This window comes from Streptomyces sp. TLI_171 (assembly GCF_003610255.1).
GTDB lineage: Bacteria > Actinomycetota > Actinomycetes > Streptomycetales > Streptomycetaceae > Kitasatospora.
The window spans coordinates 7483982-7499992 of sequence record NZ_RAPS01000001.1 but is presented as its reverse complement, the minus strand read 5'-3'; the positions used below and the strand labels follow the sequence as shown (position 1 = coordinate 7499992).

At 74.3% G+C, this 16011-nt stretch carries 21 protein-coding genes; 11 read left to right on the top strand and 10 right to left on the bottom strand.

Translation table 11 applies throughout. The features are described 5' to 3' along the window. Nucleotides 1-138 precede the first annotated feature (138 nt). Together BX266_RS33470 and BX266_RS33465 are read left to right on the top strand one after the other, a co-directional pair. On the top strand, nucleotides 139-927 hold the full coding sequence (locus BX266_RS33470) for a methyltransferase domain-containing protein (protein ID WP_099906100.1): 789 nt from the start codon (nucleotides 139-141) through the stop codon (nucleotides 925-927). 103 nt (nucleotides 928-1030) lie between these two features. Then, nucleotides 1031-1822 (top strand): hypothetical protein, encoded by a 792-nt coding sequence (locus tag BX266_RS33465; protein ID WP_099906098.1) that lies wholly within the window; start codon nucleotides 1031-1033, stop codon nucleotides 1820-1822. A gap of 189 nt (nucleotides 1823-2011) precedes the next feature. Here the strand turns inward: BX266_RS33465 and BX266_RS33460 are convergent, their stop codons facing one another. The 3 genes from BX266_RS33460 to BX266_RS33450 form a co-directional block, all read right to left on the bottom strand. Next, a complete protein-coding gene (locus tag BX266_RS33460; RefSeq protein ID WP_099906096.1) occupies nucleotides 2012-2263 on the bottom strand; it encodes a hypothetical protein in 252 nt (83 codons plus the stop codon). Beyond that, the gene (locus tag BX266_RS33455) at nucleotides 2260-2502 is read right to left on the bottom strand and encodes a hypothetical protein (protein ID WP_143687055.1); all 243 of its coding nucleotides are present in this window, start codon (nucleotides 2500-2502) and stop codon (nucleotides 2260-2262) included. The genes BX266_RS33460 and BX266_RS33455 overlap by 4 nt, the downstream gene beginning before the upstream one ends. 145 nt (nucleotides 2503-2647) lie before the next feature. Further along, nucleotides 2648-3139, bottom strand: coding sequence for a YfbM family protein (locus tag BX266_RS33450; protein ID WP_099906092.1), 492 nt, complete (start codon nucleotides 3137-3139; stop codon nucleotides 2648-2650). Nucleotides 3140-3258: 119 nt separating this feature from the next. Between BX266_RS33450 and BX266_RS33445 the strand changes: the two genes are divergently transcribed. The 7 genes from BX266_RS33445 (at nucleotide 3259) to BX266_RS33415 (ending at nucleotide 9112) form a co-directional block, all read left to right on the top strand. Next, nucleotides 3259-3903, top strand: a complete 645-nt coding sequence (locus BX266_RS33445) for a hypothetical protein (protein WP_099906090.1) — start codon at nucleotides 3259-3261, stop codon at nucleotides 3901-3903. 178 nt (nucleotides 3904-4081) lie between these two features. Then, the gene (locus BX266_RS33440; protein ID WP_099906088.1) at nucleotides 4082-4291 is read left to right on the top strand and encodes a hypothetical protein; all 210 of its coding nucleotides are present in this window, start codon (nucleotides 4082-4084) and stop codon (nucleotides 4289-4291) included. After that, nucleotides 4267-4590, top strand: coding sequence for a hypothetical protein (locus BX266_RS33435; protein WP_099906086.1), 324 nt, complete (start codon nucleotides 4267-4269; stop codon nucleotides 4588-4590). The genes BX266_RS33440 and BX266_RS33435 overlap by 25 nt, the downstream gene beginning before the upstream one ends. 184 nt (nucleotides 4591-4774) lie before the next feature. Then, entirely contained in the window at nucleotides 4775-5383 is a 609-nt protein-coding gene (locus tag BX266_RS33430) for a hypothetical protein (RefSeq protein WP_099906084.1), read from the top strand. A gap of 116 nt (nucleotides 5384-5499) precedes the next feature. Beyond that, nucleotides 5500-6222 carry a GNAT family N-acetyltransferase gene (locus tag BX266_RS33425; RefSeq protein WP_099906082.1) on the top strand — a complete coding sequence of 241 codons (723 nt, stop codon included), beginning with the start codon at nucleotides 5500-5502 and terminating at the stop codon, nucleotides 6220-6222. Between the two features lie 93 nt (nucleotides 6223-6315). Continuing rightward, nucleotides 6316-7857 carry an alkaline phosphatase gene (locus BX266_RS33420; RefSeq protein WP_099906080.1) on the top strand — a complete coding sequence of 514 codons (1542 nt, stop codon included), beginning with the start codon at nucleotides 6316-6318 and terminating at the stop codon, nucleotides 7855-7857. Next, complete coding sequence (locus tag BX266_RS33415; protein ID WP_099906078.1) at nucleotides 7850-9112, top strand: hypothetical protein; 1263 nt, start codon at nucleotides 7850-7852, stop codon at nucleotides 9110-9112. Before BX266_RS33420 ends, BX266_RS33415 begins: the two co-directional genes overlap by 8 nt. A 103-nt stretch (nucleotides 9113-9215) precedes the next feature. Here BX266_RS33415 and BX266_RS33410 read toward each other — a convergent pair whose 3' ends face one another. Both BX266_RS33410 and BX266_RS33405 read right to left on the bottom strand, forming a co-directional pair. Beyond that, nucleotides 9216-10049, bottom strand: a complete 834-nt coding sequence (locus BX266_RS33410; protein WP_099906076.1) for a class I SAM-dependent methyltransferase — start codon at nucleotides 10047-10049, stop codon at nucleotides 9216-9218. 82 nt (nucleotides 10050-10131) lie between these two features. After that, nucleotides 10132-10629, bottom strand: a complete 498-nt coding sequence (locus BX266_RS33405; protein WP_099906074.1) for an FBP domain-containing protein — start codon at nucleotides 10627-10629, stop codon at nucleotides 10132-10134. Between the two features lie 96 nt (nucleotides 10630-10725). Here BX266_RS33405 and BX266_RS33400 point away from each other — a divergent pair, with 96 nt between their 5' ends. Beyond that, complete coding sequence (locus BX266_RS33400; protein WP_099906072.1) at nucleotides 10726-11295, top strand: TetR/AcrR family transcriptional regulator; 570 nt, start codon at nucleotides 10726-10728, stop codon at nucleotides 11293-11295. Between the two features lie 59 nt (nucleotides 11296-11354). Here the strand turns inward: BX266_RS33400 and msrA are convergent, their stop codons facing one another. Both msrA and BX266_RS33390 read right to left on the bottom strand, forming a co-directional pair. After that, nucleotides 11355-11861 carry a peptide-methionine (S)-S-oxide reductase MsrA gene (msrA, locus tag BX266_RS33395; protein WP_099906070.1) on the bottom strand — a complete coding sequence of 169 codons (507 nt, stop codon included), beginning with the start codon at nucleotides 11859-11861 and terminating at the stop codon, nucleotides 11355-11357. 117 nt (nucleotides 11862-11978) lie between these two features. After that, nucleotides 11979-12575 carry a YbaK/EbsC family protein gene (locus tag BX266_RS33390; RefSeq protein ID WP_099906068.1) on the bottom strand — a complete coding sequence of 199 codons (597 nt, stop codon included), beginning with the start codon at nucleotides 12573-12575 and terminating at the stop codon, nucleotides 11979-11981. Nucleotides 12576-12715: 140 nt separating this feature from the next. On the opposite strand from BX266_RS33390, the gene BX266_RS33385 reads away from it, so the two are divergent. Further along, entirely contained in the window at nucleotides 12716-13996 is a 1281-nt protein-coding gene (locus BX266_RS33385; RefSeq protein WP_099906066.1) for a YhgE/Pip domain-containing protein, read from the top strand. Nucleotides 13997-14035: 39 nt separating this feature from the next. On the opposite strand, the gene BX266_RS33380 is transcribed toward BX266_RS33385, so the two are convergent. The 3 genes from BX266_RS33380 to BX266_RS40370 all read right to left on the bottom strand — a co-directional run bounded on the left by BX266_RS33380 (nucleotide 14036) and on the right by BX266_RS40370 (nucleotide 15926). After that, a complete protein-coding gene (locus BX266_RS33380; protein WP_099906064.1) occupies nucleotides 14036-14410 on the bottom strand; it encodes a VOC family protein in 375 nt (124 codons plus the stop codon). A 282-nt stretch (nucleotides 14411-14692) separates the two neighbouring features. After that, complete coding sequence (locus BX266_RS33375) at nucleotides 14693-15370, bottom strand: hypothetical protein (RefSeq protein WP_143687054.1); 678 nt, start codon at nucleotides 15368-15370, stop codon at nucleotides 14693-14695. Nucleotides 15371-15707: 337 nt separating this feature from the next. Then, nucleotides 15708-15926, bottom strand: coding sequence for a hypothetical protein (locus BX266_RS40370; protein ID WP_259464979.1), 219 nt, complete (start codon nucleotides 15924-15926; stop codon nucleotides 15708-15710). Nucleotides 15927-16011 lie beyond the last annotated feature (85 nt).

Sequence of the window (16011 nt, the reverse complement as noted above, 5' to 3'; positions counted from 1 at the left end):
GGCCTCCAAAGATCGAATCATCCCGATTATTTAGGCAAGGCTCACCTTAGTCAAGGTCTTGCCGACGCGCTGTCGGGAACCCTCGACGGGCCGTTAAATCCCTCGTCGCACCGGTACCGAGGTGCTTGGATACCGGTCATGAACCGATCCTTCGACGCCCTGGTCGACGAGGCCGCCGCCGCCTCCGTCGACGGGTGGGACTTCGCCTGGCTCGACGGCCGGGCCACCGAGCAACGCCCGTCCTGGGGGTACCAGCGGCTGCTGGGCGCACGGCTGGCGGCCGCCGCCTCGGCCTTGGACCTGCAGACCGGCGGCGGCGAGGTGCTGGCCGGGGCGGGGCCGGAGAACTTCCCCCGCACCCTGGTCGCCACCGAGGGCTGGCCGCCGAACGCCGCGAAGGCGACGCGCCTGCTGCACCCGCTCGGCGTCGTCCTGGTGGCCTCCCCGGAGGGGACCCCGCTGCCGTTCGCGGACGGCGCGTTCGACCTGGTGACGAGCCGTCACCCGGCCAGCGTGGACTTCGCGGAGATCGCCCGAGTCCTCGCCCCGGGCGGCACGTACTTCGCGCAGCACGTGGGCGGCCGGACCAACGTCGAACTGGGCGCCTGGTTCCTCGGCCCGTTCGAGCCCTCGGACGTGCGCAACCCCGAGGTGGAGTCGGCCCGGGCCCGGGCGGCCGGGCTGGAGGTCGTCCAGTGCCCCAACGAGCGGCTGCGGCTGGAGTTCTTCGACATCGGCGCGGTGGTCTGGTTCCTGCGCAAGGTGATCTGGACGGTGCCGGAGTTCTCGGTGGAGCGCTACCGCGACCGGCTCCGCGAGCTGCACGAACTGATCGAACGCGAGGGCGTGTTCGTCTCCACCATGTCCCGCACCCTGTTCGAGGCCCGCAAGCCCGCCGCCCGGTCCGGGCGCTCCGACCGCGTCTGACGGCCGCTCGGCCCAGGCCGTTCACCCGTCCCGGGGAGCGGCCCGGTGCCGGGCGCCCGGAACGGCTATGCATCTCGCCGGACAGTGACGAGAGGCGGTCGAGGTGGCACAGGAGGACGGCCCCCCGGACGGGCACGCGGAGGTGGACCGCAAGGGCGGCCCGGGGCACACGGTGCTGTTGGCGCTGCTCGCCGCGGTGCCGCTGGTGAAGATCGCCTGGACGGTCGGCGGGGGCTCGCACGCCCGCGAGGTGGTCACCACCATGGGCGTGCCGAACCTCGGCGAGGTGCTGGTCGGCATGGTGACGACCCGTCCGCTGCTGGGCTCCGTCGTCGCGGTGGTCACCTCGCGGGTGGTGTTCGCGGTGTTCGCGGCCCGGGGCGCCGTCCCGCGCGGGCGTTCGGCCGGAGCGGTGGCCCGGACGGTGGCACTCACCCTGGTCAACCCGCTGGCGATGGGCGTCCTGTGCTGGGTGTTCTACGGTCCCTGGTGGGGGCTGGCCGTGACGCTGGCTTCGCTGGCGCTGCGTCAGGGCCTCGTCCGGGAGTACCGGGCCGGGCGCCGCCACCACCGGACCGGGGCCGCGGCCCCGGTCGCGCTCGCGCCGTGGAAGGTCCGCTTCGTCGCCGCCGAGCAGTGGGCGGCGCTGGCGCTGTCCGTCCTGGTGCTGCCCCTGACGGCGTTCGCCGCCGCACTGGACGGCCTGGCCTGGGACACCGTGCTGCGCTGCGAGGTCGCCGCCGGGCCGCACACCGAGGAGTCCCGGCTGATCGAGCTCGACCGCAAGGGCAACGGCGTGGTCGGCTGGGACCTGCACGCCGAGGAGGTCGTCAACGGTCTGGGCTGCGTCAAGGAGGAGTCGCTGCGGGTCCGCCCGGCCTGGTGGAACTCCTGACCGGCCGTCGGCCGGCGGGCCACCGCACCGGGTGGCCGGTGTCGCCGGCGGTGAGCCGGCTGCCCTCGCCGAGCGGCGCCAGGTCGCAACGTCGGCCGGGTGCGCGGCGACCTCGCCCAGCATCCGGCCGGTGCGCGTCCGCCCGTCCGCCGACAATTCGCAGGCCGAGCGGCCACTCGTTCCCGCCGGTCAGAGCGTGGTGACGGCGAACACCCACAACCGCCGGGCGGGATGCACGATCGCGTAGTGCGCTATGGCGTGGTCGGTGGTGATCACCCGGACCGTCTCGTCCAGGTCGTAGCGGTCCGCCTGCGGCCAGGCGTACGGGTCGGCAGCGGCCCGCAGCAGCGCCTCGTGCAGTTCGGCCCGGGCTTCCGCGGGCAGGTCGCGGACCGCCTCGGCGACGGGTTTGGCGATCCGGACGCGGTGCGGGAGGTTCACGGGCCGAAGACCTCGTCCAGATCGAGCCCGTCCTCGGTGGGGCGACCGTCCGCGTCCCACTGCTGGTAGGCGGGGGCAGCGAGCCGCGCGGCCCGCTCGGCGGCCGTCGCCCGGCGGTCGGCCTCCACCAGCGCGGCCAGGTACTGGGCGGTGCTCAGCCCCGCCTTGGCGGCGGTGGCCTCCGCCCAGGCGGCAAGGTCGGCTTCCATGAGCACCGGCGCGAGCTGACGCACAGACATGCCCGGCAGTGTACCCAGGCCGCCCCGCCCCGAACCGACTCGCGGGGCGCACCACCCCGTCCACGCTCCGGGGCCTTCAGGAGTCTGCCGGTGCGTCACATTCGTTGCAGAGACGGCACCTGACGGCCCGTTCGCCCCTCGGGCGCTACTGGTCCACGGTGAACACCACGGCGCGGCCCTCCGCCGCTGCCCGCCCGTAGAACTCCCGCAGCCCCGGCAGGAAGGCCGCCGTGTACGCCAGGTCGTCCGGCCCGCGCACCCCCTGGTAGTCCTCGAACTCCAGCTCCGCGTACCGCGCCCGCAGCCAGTCCTCGTCCAGCCCGCGCAGCGCCTCGGCGACCGCCCGCACCTGCGCCGCGTCGACGAAGCAGACCAGGTAGTCCTCGCCGGCCGGCAGCGGCTCCCCGCCGAGGATCGCGTGCGAGAGCGGGAACTCGCCGTTCTCGTACAGCAGTCGGCCGTCGGTCAGGCATCGGTGCAGCGCGTCCCACGCCTTGTCCAGCTCGTACAGCCGGTCGACGTCCCAGGCTTCCTCGACCGCCTCGACCAGCGCCGGCACCTCCTCGTCGGCCTCCGCCGCCAGCAGCCGACCGGAGTCCGCCTCCGCCAGCGCGAACAGCACTCCGCGACACGCCATCTGCGCGCCTCCCTTCCGTCTCCGCCGCCGATCCAAGCGCACCGCGCCGACAACGACCGTCCCGCTCCCGGGCCGGTCCACGCCGGAGCGCCCATGATCGCCCTTGCTACCCTCCCCGCATGACTTCCTCCACCCCGGGCCCGGTCACCGCCGACGACGTCACCCTCGCCGTCCGGTCCGCCCTCGCCACCCTGCGCACCGCCACGGCTTCGGACTGGACCGTCAAGGCCGGCTCGCTGGACTGGGACTGCTGGGAGACCGTCGAGCACCTCGCCGACGACCTGTTCTCGTACGCCGCCCAACTCGCCCCCGCCGACCCGCCGCAGGACACCCACGTCCCGTTCGGCTGGGCCCGCAAGCGGCCCGGCGGCCCCGCCAACGCCGTCACCGCCGACCCCGAGGGCGGCCCCGCCGGACTGCTCCAGGTCCTGGACGCGTGCGGTGCGATGCTGGCCGCGATCGTCCGCACCGTGCCGCCGACCGTCCGCGCCCACCACGTCTTCGGCGTCTCCGACCCGGAGGGCTTCGCCGCGATGGGCGTCGTCGAGACCCTGGTCCACACCCACGACGTCGCCACCGGCCTGGGCCTGCCCTGGACCCCGCCCGCGGACCTCTGCGCCCGCGTCCTGCACCGCCTCTTCCCGGACGCCCCCACCGGCGCCGCCCCCTGGCCCACGCTGCTCCACGCCACCGGCCGCGCCGACCTCCCCGCCCGCCCCCGCCCCACCACCTGGCGCTGGCACGGCGAGCCCCGCCCCGCCTGACACCCCGGGTGCACCGCCGTCCGGCTCCCGAAATCGGGTGACGGACAGTCGCACTCCTGTGCTCCAATGTGGCGTCATACCGTCCACGCACCACCTGCGGGTGCGTCAGAACCGGGAGCTGTACGGGCCGATGAACGCTGAATGCCCCCGGTGCGCCACGTCCGACCGGACCGTGGGCGTGCCGCACGCCCTGAACGACCCCGGCCACCCGCTCCGGGCGCCGGAGGCCGGCCGGCTCCTGCCGCCGCCACCGCCCGCCCCGCCCGTCGTCGGGCGCAGCAACCCCGCCATCGCGCTCTACACCGCGGCGGGCCTGATCGTCGTCTACTGGATCGCCACCGTCAGCAAGGGCCTCGACGCCGGATGGGCTACCTGTTCGGCCCGCTGATGTTCGTCGTGCCGCTGGCCCTCGGCGGCCTGATCGTGCAGCTGACGACCAGGCGAGGGCGGATCCGGGTCGCCGAGGACACGGCCGGGGTCCAGCACGCCGTCTGGGAGCGGCGCCACCGGGTGTGGCAGGAGGCCCATCTGTGCCGGCAGTGCCGCGTCGCGTTCTTCCCGAAGGGGTCGCTCGGCCCCGACTTCCCCGGCTCCCCCGCCATGGAGGTGGCCCAGCTCCCGGGCTGGGTGACGACGACCGCGGCCAGCCTCACCCTCGACGCCCCCTCCCCGACCGCCCCACGCTGACCCGCGAACCCCTGACGGGCCGTCACCCGCTTCACTCACCGCCGTCGCCGAACACCGCCACCTGCACCCGTGCACCGGGGCGGTCTGAGTACGAATACTCTGGTGCTCGCTCCGGCGCCACCGCCATCATGATCGTGACGGCGGGTCGGTCGGAGCCCGCCCCAGCGGAATCGGAGCGCTCGCCGTGAATCGTCCCGCCCTGGCCGTGGCCGCCGCCGTCCTGGCGGCGGGCGCCCTGCTCACCGGCTGCGGCTCCAAGCACGTCGGCGGCCCCGGTGCACAGGCTCCGGTCGATCAGCCGTCGGACGGTGCGACGCAGGCGCAGCAGCAGGCCGAACAGCGGGTGGCCGAAGCGGCGGCGGACCACGACCGGGCCTTCCCCGAGGTGGCCGCGGCCTGTGCGGGGAAGGCGACCGCCGTGCCCACGGCCGTCCCCGCTGCGAGCGACGGCCCGGTCCGCGAGAACCCGAAGTACGACGAGAACCACGCCTTTCAGCAGACCGCCCGGCTGAGTCCCGTCCAGCAGTGTCGCGGCGACGCCCACGCCGCCCGGATCACCGCGGAGCTCGCCAGGGCCGGCCGCCCGACCGGTCCGGGCCCGGCCCGGGCCGCCCTGGAGCGGCTGGGCTACCGGGACGCCACCGTCACCGAATCCACCGACGGCCTCCACTTCACCCTGGTCGTCCCGGGCGTCGGCCCCTGCCTCTCCGGCGTGCTGTCGGCGCCCCCGAGGATCGAGGTGCACGGCCCGTACCTGGAGGGCGGCTGCGAACGCCCGAAGGGCGGCCACTGAGCCCGGCCGCAGCTCGGCCCCTTGCAACGCTCACTCCGCCCGGCATTTCTGACGGTTCGTCAGAAACGGCGAACAAACGGGGTGCCGGACGGCGGCCGGCCCGGCAGGATGGCGCGATGACGAACGATCTGCTGCTTCAGCGGGCGCAGGAGCTCTGGGCGGCCCTGGCCGGTGTTCCGGTCTCCTTCCCGCGGCCGGGTGCGGCGACCGTGGCGGTCTCGCCCGACGCGGGGACGTGCCCGCGGGGGTGGGTCGGCGTGCTGACGCTGGGCGGCGCGGTGCTGGCGACCGCCCCGGACCAGCGGCGGGCCGAACTGGTCCGCGCCGCAATGCTGGTGTGCCCGGACGCCGCTCGTCTGCCGGAGCTGCTGTCGGTCGGCCGGGTCCTCGGCCCGGCCGCCCTCGCCTACCTCGCGCCCGACGGCCTCCGCCCTGCCCGCCCCGACCTGAAGGTGCGTGACCTCGCGCGCGACCACCCGGCGGTGCAGGCGCTCACGGCCCGGGTCGCAGCGGCGGAACGCAAGGAGGCCGACCTCGACGAGATCACCTCGCCCGCGTTCGTCGTGGCCCGGGGCGGCCGTGTCCTCGCGGCCTGCGGCTACCGCCACTGGCCCTGCGCGACGGCCCAGTTCAGCGTGCTCACCGCCCCGGACCACCGCGGCCTGGGCCTGGCCGGCGCCGCCGCGACGGCCGCCGCCCGGCACGCCCTGGCCGCCGGCCTGCTGCCCCAGTGGCGCGCCCGTCCCACGGCCTCCCGCCGGGTGGCCGCCCGGATCGGCTTCCGCGAACTCGGCGCCCAACTCTCGCTCGAGGTCCCCCGGCCGGCGGCGCACGGGTAGCCATCCGGCGACCAACTCTTGCCGCTGCCATGTCACTTGACGGCCCCCGCCACAGGGGCGGGAGTTCACTTCGGCCCGCGAGCATGGCCCGCCATGAGCAACCTCAGTCGCCGCATCTTCATCCTTGGCGGGCTCACCACCGCGAGCGCCGCCGCGCTCCAACTCGGGGCGATGGCCCAGCCGTCGGCCGCCGCCGCCACTCCCTTCCCGTTCACGCTCGGCGTCGCCTCCGGGGACCCGGACGACTCCAGCGTGGTGCTCTGGACCCGTCTGGCCCCCACCCCCACGAACGCGGACGGCCAGGGCGGCATGCCCAACGCCGACGTCGCCGTCGACTGGCAGGTGTCGGCCGACCAGAACTTCACCACCCTGGTGGGCTCCGGCACGGTCACCGCCCGCTACGCCCAGGCCCACTCGGTGCACGTGCTGGCCGGTGGCCTGGCCCCGGACGCGGAGTACTACTACCGGTTCCGCGCCCAGGGGTTCATCTCCCCGGTGGGCCGGACCCGCACCGCTCCGGCGCCGACCGCCGTCGGGCGTGACTTCACGATGGCCTTCGCCTCCTGCGCCCACTACGAGAGCGGCTACTACACCGCCTACCGCCGGATGGCCGACGACCGTCCCGACCTGATCCTGCACCTGGGCGACTACATCTACGAGGGCGGAGCCACCACCACCGGGGTGCGCCAGCACCTCGGCAGCGAGATCGTGTCGCTGGCCGACTACCGGCGCCGCTACGCGCTCTACCGCACCGACCCGGACCTGCAGGCCGCGCACGCGATCGCGCCGTGGCTGGTGGTGCCGGACGACCACGAGGTGGAGAACAACTACGCCAACATGGTCCGCGCCGACAGCAGCCCCGTGCTGACGGCGGCCCAGTGGACCGCGCGCCGCACCGCCGCCTATCAGGCGTACTTCGAGAACATGCCGCTGCGGGCCGCCGCGACGCCCTCGGGCAACAGCATCCAGCTCTACCGCCGGGTCCGCTGGGGCACCCTCGCCACCTTCCACATGCTCGACACCCGCCAGTTCCGGGACGACCAGGCCTGCGGCGACGGGACGAAGGTCTGCGCGGACGCCGACCTGGCGAGCCGCTCGATCACCGGCGCGGCCCAGGAGGCCTGGCTGCTCGACGGGCTCGGCCAGCACCTGAGCACCTGGGACCTGATCGGCCAGCAGGTCTTCTTCGCCCGCAACGTGAACTCGGCGGGCGCGATGAACATGGACGCCTGGGACGGCTACCGGGCCAGCCGGGCGCGGATCCAGCAGGGCATCGTCGACCGTTCCGTCCGCAACCCGGTGGTGCTCACCGGCGACGTGCACGCCTCCTGGGGCAACGACCTGAAGGCCGACTACGCGAACCCGTCCTCGGCGACGATCGGCTCCGAACTGGTCTGCACCTCCATCACCAGTGGCGGCAACGGCAGCGCGACCACGGCGATCCCCAACGGGTCGCTCAACCCGCACCTGCGCTTCTACTCCGACCGGCGCGGCTACGTCCGGACCCGCATCACGCCGTCGCAACTCACCGCCGATTTCCGGTCGGTGGCTTCGGTGACCGAGCACGGGGCCGCGGCGACCACCGCCCGGACCTTCGTCATCCACGACGGACAGCCGGGGTTGGCCGATGCGTAAGCTCTCCGTTCTCGCCGCGGCCGCCACCGGCTTCGCCGCGGCCCTCGCCCTGGTCGCCCCCGCCTCGGCGGCCGGGCCCTCCTCCTGGGTGACCGCGAACAGCGTCGCCACCGGCGACCAGGACTCGTCCGCCATCGCGGCCAACCGCCTCGGCGACGTCGCCGTGGTCTGGGAGGACGACCGGGACTCGACCGACCCGGGCGACGACGCGCACAGCGACGTCTGGGTGCGGATGTTCCGCAACGGCGTCCCGGCCTACGAGACGAAGCTCTCGGCGGGTGGGACGGCAGGCACCGCCTGGCGGCACCTCCAGCCCGACGTGGGCCTCGACGACCGGGGCAACGCCGTCGTCGTGTGGGCGGAGGACCCGGACGGCAACGGGTACGACAACATCGCCTACCGGGTGCTCTCCCCGGCCGGCGCGGTGCTCGGCTCCGGCCAGGCCAACGCGAGCGCCGACGGCCAGCAGATCCACCCGCGGGTCGCCGTCGACCCGGACGGCGCGCCGGGCAGCACCACCGCGGTCGCGTTCTCCGTGGTCTGGGAGGACATCCAGGGCACCGCGGCGGCGACGGTGAAGGCCGCCGGGTTCACCGGGACCACGACGAAGGCCTACGAGGTGACCGTCAACGCCACCGGCGGCGCGCACCACAACCCCGACGTCGCCACCTCCGCCTCGGGCGACGCCGTCGTGGTCTGGGACGAGGACACCGACGGCAACGGCTACTACCAGGTCGGCCTGGTGAAGCTGGCCAAGGCGAACGGGGCCGTCACCCTCACCCGCCGCAGCGCCAACAGCATCAGCGGCGGGCAGCAGCAGCGCCCGGCCGTGGCCGCCGACTTCAACGGCGACTTCGCCGTGGCCTGGGAGTCCGACCACACCGGCACCCGCGGCGTCTGGGCCAGGTCGTTCACCGCGGCCGGCGCCGCAGGCTCGGCCGAGGTCGAGATCTCCAGCGGGACCGGAGCCGGCAGCCCCACCGTCGGCATCGACGACCAGCGCGACGCCGTGGTCGGCTGGAGCGTCGCCGGCACCGACCCGGCGGTCCGGGCCCGGGGCCTCAACCCCGACGGCACCTTCACCGGCCGGCTGGCGGCCCAGTCCGTCAGCCAGGTCACCACCGGCCGGCAGGAGCAGCTCGCGGTGGCGTCCTCCCCGTTCGGCACGCTCGCGATGTCGTACACCGACGACAACGACGGCAACGCCTTCGACCAGGTGCTGATGAGTCTGGGCGCGTCCAACTCCGACTGGTGACGGTCGGCCGGTCCGGGGCCGTCCCCGGACGGCCCCGGGTGGGGTGATCCGTCCGACGGTTCCGGAACCGCACGAGCACGCGGCCCTCCGGAACCCGGCCGGATCACCTCCGCCCGGACACCAGCAGGGCCGCGTGCGGCAGTGCCAACTCCCCGTCAGGTCCCCGGAATTCCTCCGCCAGGCGCTCGAACTCCCGCTTGACGGCGGCGCGCATCTCCGGCGTCTGGGAGTGCAGCAGTTCGCCGATGAACGCGACCCGGCCGGCCGGGCCGGCCCACCAGTCCTCGGCGCTGGTGCGGTGGTTCCAGCGCAGGGTGCGGCAGTCGGCGTCGCGCAGGCCGGCCCCGGCCACCAGCGCGGTGAGGCCCTCCGGCGTGCCGGTCGCCTGCAGGGCGGCGGGGGCCGGCGGCAGATGGGCGGGGCGGGGCGCACCGGCGGCCTCGACGGCGCGGCCGAGCAAGGTCTGCCCGGGCAGCGGGGGTTGGGCCCAGACGGTGAGGGCCAGCCGTCCGCCGGGGCGCAGCACACGGCGCAGCTCGGCGACGGCCGCCCCTTGCCGCCCCACGTGGTTGAGCACGAAGTTGCCGACCACGGCGTCGAACGTGCCGTCGGCGAAGGGCAGTTCGGGCAGCGTCGCGGCGTGCACCGCCGCCTCGGGGGCGTTGCGCCGGGTCGCCGCCAGCATGCTCGGTTCGGCGTCCACCGCGGTCACCCGGGCCCCGCGCGCACATCCGGCAGCCGCGGCGGCGCCCGTTCCGGTGCCGACGTCGAGCACCGCTCTGCCCGCCTGGACGCCCGCCGCGTCGAGCAGCGCCGGCACGGGATGGGCGCAGAGCCGGGCGAAGCTTGCGGCGTAGGCGTCGGCCCGCCCGTCCCAGATCCGGCGTTCCAGCGCGTCGTACGCGTCGGCCTCGGCAGCCGCCCCGACCCCTGCCATCCGTGCCCCCGTTCGCCGAACGGCCGGTGCGGCCGCGGTGGTTCGCACCCTACTCCGGGGCCCGGAGCGCTCTGCCGGTGGCTCAGCCGGCCGCCCCGCCCCGCACCTTGTCCAGGAAGGCGACCAGGTTGCCGCGCATCCGCTCGATCCGCTGCTCCTGCGTCAGCGACTCGTGGATCTTGGTGCCGGTCTCGCGCAGATCGCGGACGTACAGCGAACAGGCGAGGTCGCTGCACATGTACGCGCCGACCGAGTTGCCCTGCCGCCCGGCGGGTCCGGCCAGCGGGGCGACCAGCAGCGAGACGCCGCCGGTGTGCGTGGTGACGCAGAGCGAGCAGATGCTGCGGCGGGGCTGCCAGGAGGCGCCCGAGGAACTGCGCAGCACCACGGCCTCCGGGCCGTCGCCGAGCTCGGTCACCAGATAGGCGCGGTCTGGTGCCTGCGGGTCGCGCCAGCCGAGGAAGTCCAGTTCGCTCCAGGGCTGCTCGGCCAGGTCCCGGGGCAGGTTGAGTCGTTTCGCCTCGCCCTTGGAGCAGTTCAGGAACGCGGCGCGGATCTCGGGGTCGGTCAGCTCTCTCACGAAACGCCACGCTAATTTGCCTAAGTCGTTTAGGCAAACGGATAATCTCTTCAGGAACCCTCAGGGAGATTCGAGCAACAGAGGAGGCGGCACCCGGTGGCACGTGCAGGACTGACCCCCGACGTCCTGGCCAGGGCGGGCGCGGAACTGGCCGACGAGGTCGGCTTCGACCAGGTGACCGTCACCGAACTGGCCCGCCGCTTCGACGTGAAGGTCGCCAGCCTGTACTCGCACGTCAAGAGCTCGCACGACCTCAAGGTCCGGATCGCGCTGCTCGCCCTCGCCGAACTCGCCGACCGCGCCACCGACGCCGTCGCCGGCCGGGCCGGGCGCGACGCCCTCGCCGCGTTCGCCGAGGCCTACCGCGGCTACGCCCGCGAGCACCCCGGCCGCTACGCCGCCGCCCGCCTCCGCCTCGACCCGGCCACGGCCGCCGCCGGCGCCGCCCCCCGCCACGCCCGGCTCACCCGAGCCATCCTGCGCGGCTACCACATCCCCGAACCCGACCAGACCCACGCGGTCCGCCTCCTCGGCGGTGTCGTCCACGGCTACATCGAGCTCGAAGCCGCCGGCGGCTTCGCCCACACCCCCGTCGACCCGCAAGCCTCCTGGGACTGGATCGTCGACTCCCTCGACACCCTCCTCCGCAACCCGCGCACCCCCTGACCGCGGGGCCGGCCCGACCGGCCGCAGGGCGCAGCTTTCGCCCCTGCGGCCGGCGGCCGTCAGGCGCCTTCGCGGACGGGCAGCTTCCAGCCCGGGCGCGGGTAGTGGCAGGTGTAGCCGTTCGGGAACTGCTGCAGGTAGTCCTGGTGCTCGGGCTCGGCCTCCCAGAAATCCCCGAGCGGGGTCACCTCGGTGACCACCTTGCCCGGCCAGAGGCCGCTCGCGTCGACGTCCGCGATGGTGTCGACCGCGGTGGCCCGCTGCTGCTCGTCGGCGTAGAAGATCGCGGAGCGGTAGCTGCTCCCGATGTCGTTGCCCTGCCGGTCGACCGTGCTCGGGTCGTGGATCTGGAAGAAGAACTCCAGCAGCGCCCGGTAGCTGGTCCGCTCCGGGTCGTAGATGATCTCCAGCGCCTCGGCGTGGCCGGGGTGGTTGCGGTAGGTGGCGTGCGCGTTCTCGCCGCCGGTGTACCCGGTGCGGGTCGACTGGACGCCGGGGAGTTTGCGGATCAGCTCCTGCATTCCCCAGAAGCAGCCGCCGGCCAGGACAGCCCGGTCCGTGGTCATCTCGTTCTCACTCCTCGCGTGGGACGTCGGCTCGGCCCGACCGGAGCGCCACCTCCGACCCGGACCATCCGGTCCAACCTCCGCGACCCCCGCGGTGTTCCCGCTCCGGGTCCCCGCTCAGCCCGCGACGTCCGCAGCGCCCGCGCCGGCCACGAGGCCCGCCAGCCCGGCCAGCACCTGAGCCCCGGGCAGCGCCGCGACCGCCGTGCCGGGCAGCAGCAGCTTGCCGCGCCGCCGTCCGCTGCCGACCAGGACCCAGGGGGTGGCGGCGACCGCGGCGTCGATCAGCAGCGGCCAGTGCGCGGGGAGGCCGACGGGGGTGATGCCGCCGTACTCCATGCCGCTCTCGCCGACGGCGGTGTCCATCGGTGCGAACGAGGCCTTCCGCGCGCCGAGATGGCTGCGGACGGCCTTGTTGACGTCCAGGCGGGTGGTCGCGAGGACCAGCCCGGCGGCCAGCGTGGTCTCGCCGCCGCGCTTGGCGGCGACCACGACGCAGTTCGCCGACGCCTCGGCCGGGACGTCGTACGCGGCGCAGAACACCGCGGTGTCGGCGAGTTCGGGATCGGTGTCGACGTACAGCACGGACCGGGCGAGGTCCGCGTCCCAGTTCTTGAGCGCCTCGGCCACGGGGCCGGCCAGTTCCGCGACGGTGTCCACCGCGCGCCGCACCTCGGGGAAGTTCCCGAACGGCGTCTTCACCTGCTCGTCCATGGGGCCGACTCTAGCGAACCGCGGTGACTGGCCCGTTGGGGTGAGGCTCGCCGGTGTCGCGCGGGGTCGCGCCGCGCCCCGGACCTATCGTCGTGGGGGCGCCCGGCCGGGGGCCGGCGGCGACGAGTCGGTGGAGTGCCATGGCGACCGGGATCCCCCCGCAGGTGAATGCTCGGCAGGCCCGCGCGGGGCGGGTGCTGCGCCGGTGGAAGCTGTGGCTGGTGCCCGGCGTGCTGAGCGCGCTGGTCGCCCTGGTGCTGTCGCTGCTGTACATGGGCGGCATCCTGACCCCGGCGGACGACCTGCACCGGATGCCGATCGCCCTGGTCGACGCGGACACCGGGCCGCCGCTGCCGGGACAGTCCGCACCGCTGGGCGCCGAGCTGACGGACGCGATCGCGGCCGGCACCCCGCCCGGCCAGGTGCAGTGGCGGCGGGTGTCCAGGGCGGAGGCCCAGGACCAGCTGTCCTCGGGCAAGGTGTACGGCGCGCTGGTCGTCCCGGAGGACTTCACCCGGAGCGTGGCGGCGCTGACGACCGATCAGGCCTCGGCCCGGCCGGTCCTGTTGGCGCTCACCAACCCGGGTGCCGGGTCGCTGGCGTCCTCGCTGGCGGGGCAGATCACCCAGCAGGCCGCCCACCGTTCCTCGGAGGCGCTCGGCAAGCGGCTGACGGCGGCCGCGCCGGACGCCCCGGCGACCTCGAAGCTGCTGCTGGCCGACCCGGTGGAGGTCCGGGTGGAGCCCGGCCATCCGATCGGGCGGCACACGGGGCTGGGGCTGAGCGCCTTCTACTACACGCTGCTGCTGGTCCTGGCGGGGTTCCTGAGCGCGAACCTGGTGCACAACGGCGTGGACACCGCGCTCGGCTACGCGGACAGCGAGATCGGCCCGTGGCACACCCGCCGCCCCACCGTTCCGATCAACCGCACCCAGACCCTGCTGGTGAAGATGGCGATGACGGCGGGACTGGCCGCCGTCACCACCACCATGATCATCCTGGCGACGGTCGGCATCCTGGGCATGGACGCCCCGCACCTGCCGCTGCTCTGGGTGTTCTCCTTCTGCGCCTGCGTCGCGGTCGGCCTCGGCGTCCAGGCGATCAACGCGGCGTTCGGCACCCTGGGCCAACTCGTCGCGATGTTCGTCTTCATCGCCCTCGCCCTCCCCTCCTCCGGCGCGACCGTGCCCCTGCAGGCCACCCCGTCCTTCTACCGCTTCCTCGGCGCCTTCGAGCCGATGCGCCAGGTGGCCGGCGGCGTCCGCGCCATCCTGTACTTCAACGCGCAGGCCGACGCCGGCCTCACCCGCGCCTGGCTGATGATCCTGCTCGGCTTCGTCGTCGCGCTGGTCTTCGGCTTCGCCATGACCTTCTACTACGACCGGAAGGGCCTGCACCGCATGGTCCCCTCCCCGTCCTGACCCCCGACGCACCGTCAGCCGCGCGCCCGGGCCACGGGTCTACAGGTAGGGGCGGGTGAGGAGTTCGATGCCGTGGCCGGACGGGTCGAGCAGGTAGACGCCGCGGCCGCCGTGCTCGGTGTTGGTCTCGCCGAGGCGCTGCATCTGCGGGTCGGCCCAGTGGTCGATGCCGCGCTCGCGCAGCAGGGCGTGCGCGCGGTCGAAGAGTTCGTCGTCGACCAGGAACGCGTAGTGCTGCATCTGGATCTCCACCGGCGGCTCGGCGAACTGCAGGAGCACGCCGTCGGGGAGCGTCAGGTTGGTGAACGGGCCCCAGGACGGCGCCTGTTCGGCCTCCAGCAGGTCCAGGAAGAAACGGGCGGAGGCCTCGCGGTCCTTGGAGGCGATGATGGTGTGGTTGAAAGCGGCAGGCATGCCGGGCGAACCTCTCGGGTCGGGTTGTTCGGGAGACGTGTCGAGGTACTGCTCGACGACACGGCGGCCCGCGCACCCGACCGACCGGATGCCCACCCGGCGCCCGGGGCGGCCTCAGCCGCCCACCGGGTCACCCGTCCGTGCGTGGCCGAAGGCCGTTCCGGTGTTCACCCGCGTCACGCTACGCGTCGCCCCGCCCGCCCCACAACCGGTTTCGCCCACCCCACCACGAGCGCTTGCCCACGTACCGACCCCGGCACCGACCCGCGTGCCGACCCGGGGTCAGAAGGTGCCGCGCTCAGCGAGGCTGCCGTACCCGCCGGCTTCCCACACCTGCGACCGGAACTCCTGGAGCGTCAGCGCCCGTGCCTTCTCGCCCGGCCGGGCCCGGAAGTGCACCGACCCGCACCGCCGGCAGTACCAGCCCTGCGACCAGAGCCGTTCCGCCTCCGCCCGACCGGCCAGCAGCAGCTTCCGGGCGGCCTGTCGCCGGCCGGCCCGGACCAGCAGCGTGATCGCCGACAGCAGCGCCAGCGCGGAGATCCAGCCGAGGAACGCCAGCGAGGAGTGGTGCGCGGGCGCGGCGTCCTGCTGGGTGTAGTACCAGCCGCCGGTGGTCGTCCGGCGGGTCGGCTCGCTGTCCTCGCTGAACCAGTGGCCGCCCGCGGCGCCGCCGATGAACGTGCCGATCGCCACCAGCACCAGCAGCACTCCCCCGGCCACGTCGCCCGCCGCCGTGAACGGCAGCAGGGTCGGCGCGGGCGCCAACGCGCCCGACAGCGAGGTGGTGACCGAGCGGGTCACCGTCTCCTCGCCCTCGTCGTGGCGCGCCGGGCGGGTGACCCGGACGCTGTCCCGCCCGGCGTGGTAGACCGCCGGCACGCCGCTCACCTGGTCGCCGAGTCCGCAGCTCGGGCACGGCTGGAGCACCGCCGGCCCGGCATCCTCAATACCCGTCATGGTTCCCCCCGAGAGTGCGCCCCTTCACAGGCGGGCCCATGCTGGCAGACCCCGCCGCCCCGCCGACACAGGTCTGAGCAAACCCTGAGGATCCCGCCGGGGGTCCGGGCCGGGATCACCCCTCCCCGGGGTCCTCCGGCACCGGAACGCAAGGCGACGGCCCGGCTTCCACCTGCCCGGTCACCACCCCGCGCACCATCCGGTTCCCGAGCACCGTCCGGACGAGCACTCCGACGGCGAGACGGACCAGCGCACAGGTCGGGCGTCGCGGGGCGCAGCGCCCGTTCGGCAAGCCCGACGACCGGTCCCGGGTGCCCACCACCGACCTGACGGGCCGTCAACGGCGCTGCAGCCAACGGCTCGCCGCACTGCCGGGCCGCTTCGGCCCTTCTCGGTCCTGGCTCTCGAGCTCTGCCAGGTGCGCCAGCGCCGGAAGCGCCGCCACCTGGGCCTCGACCTCGTCGTCGGCGAGCTCGTCGACCAGCCGTGCGAACGCGTCCACGCCCGCCTGCCGCCGGGCCCCGACGTACGCCGCGCCGGCCTCGGTCAGCGACACCAACGTGACCCGCCGGTCGGACGCGTCGCCCTTGGCTCGACCAGACCGGACTCCTCCATCACCCGGACCAGGACGGTCATCGCGG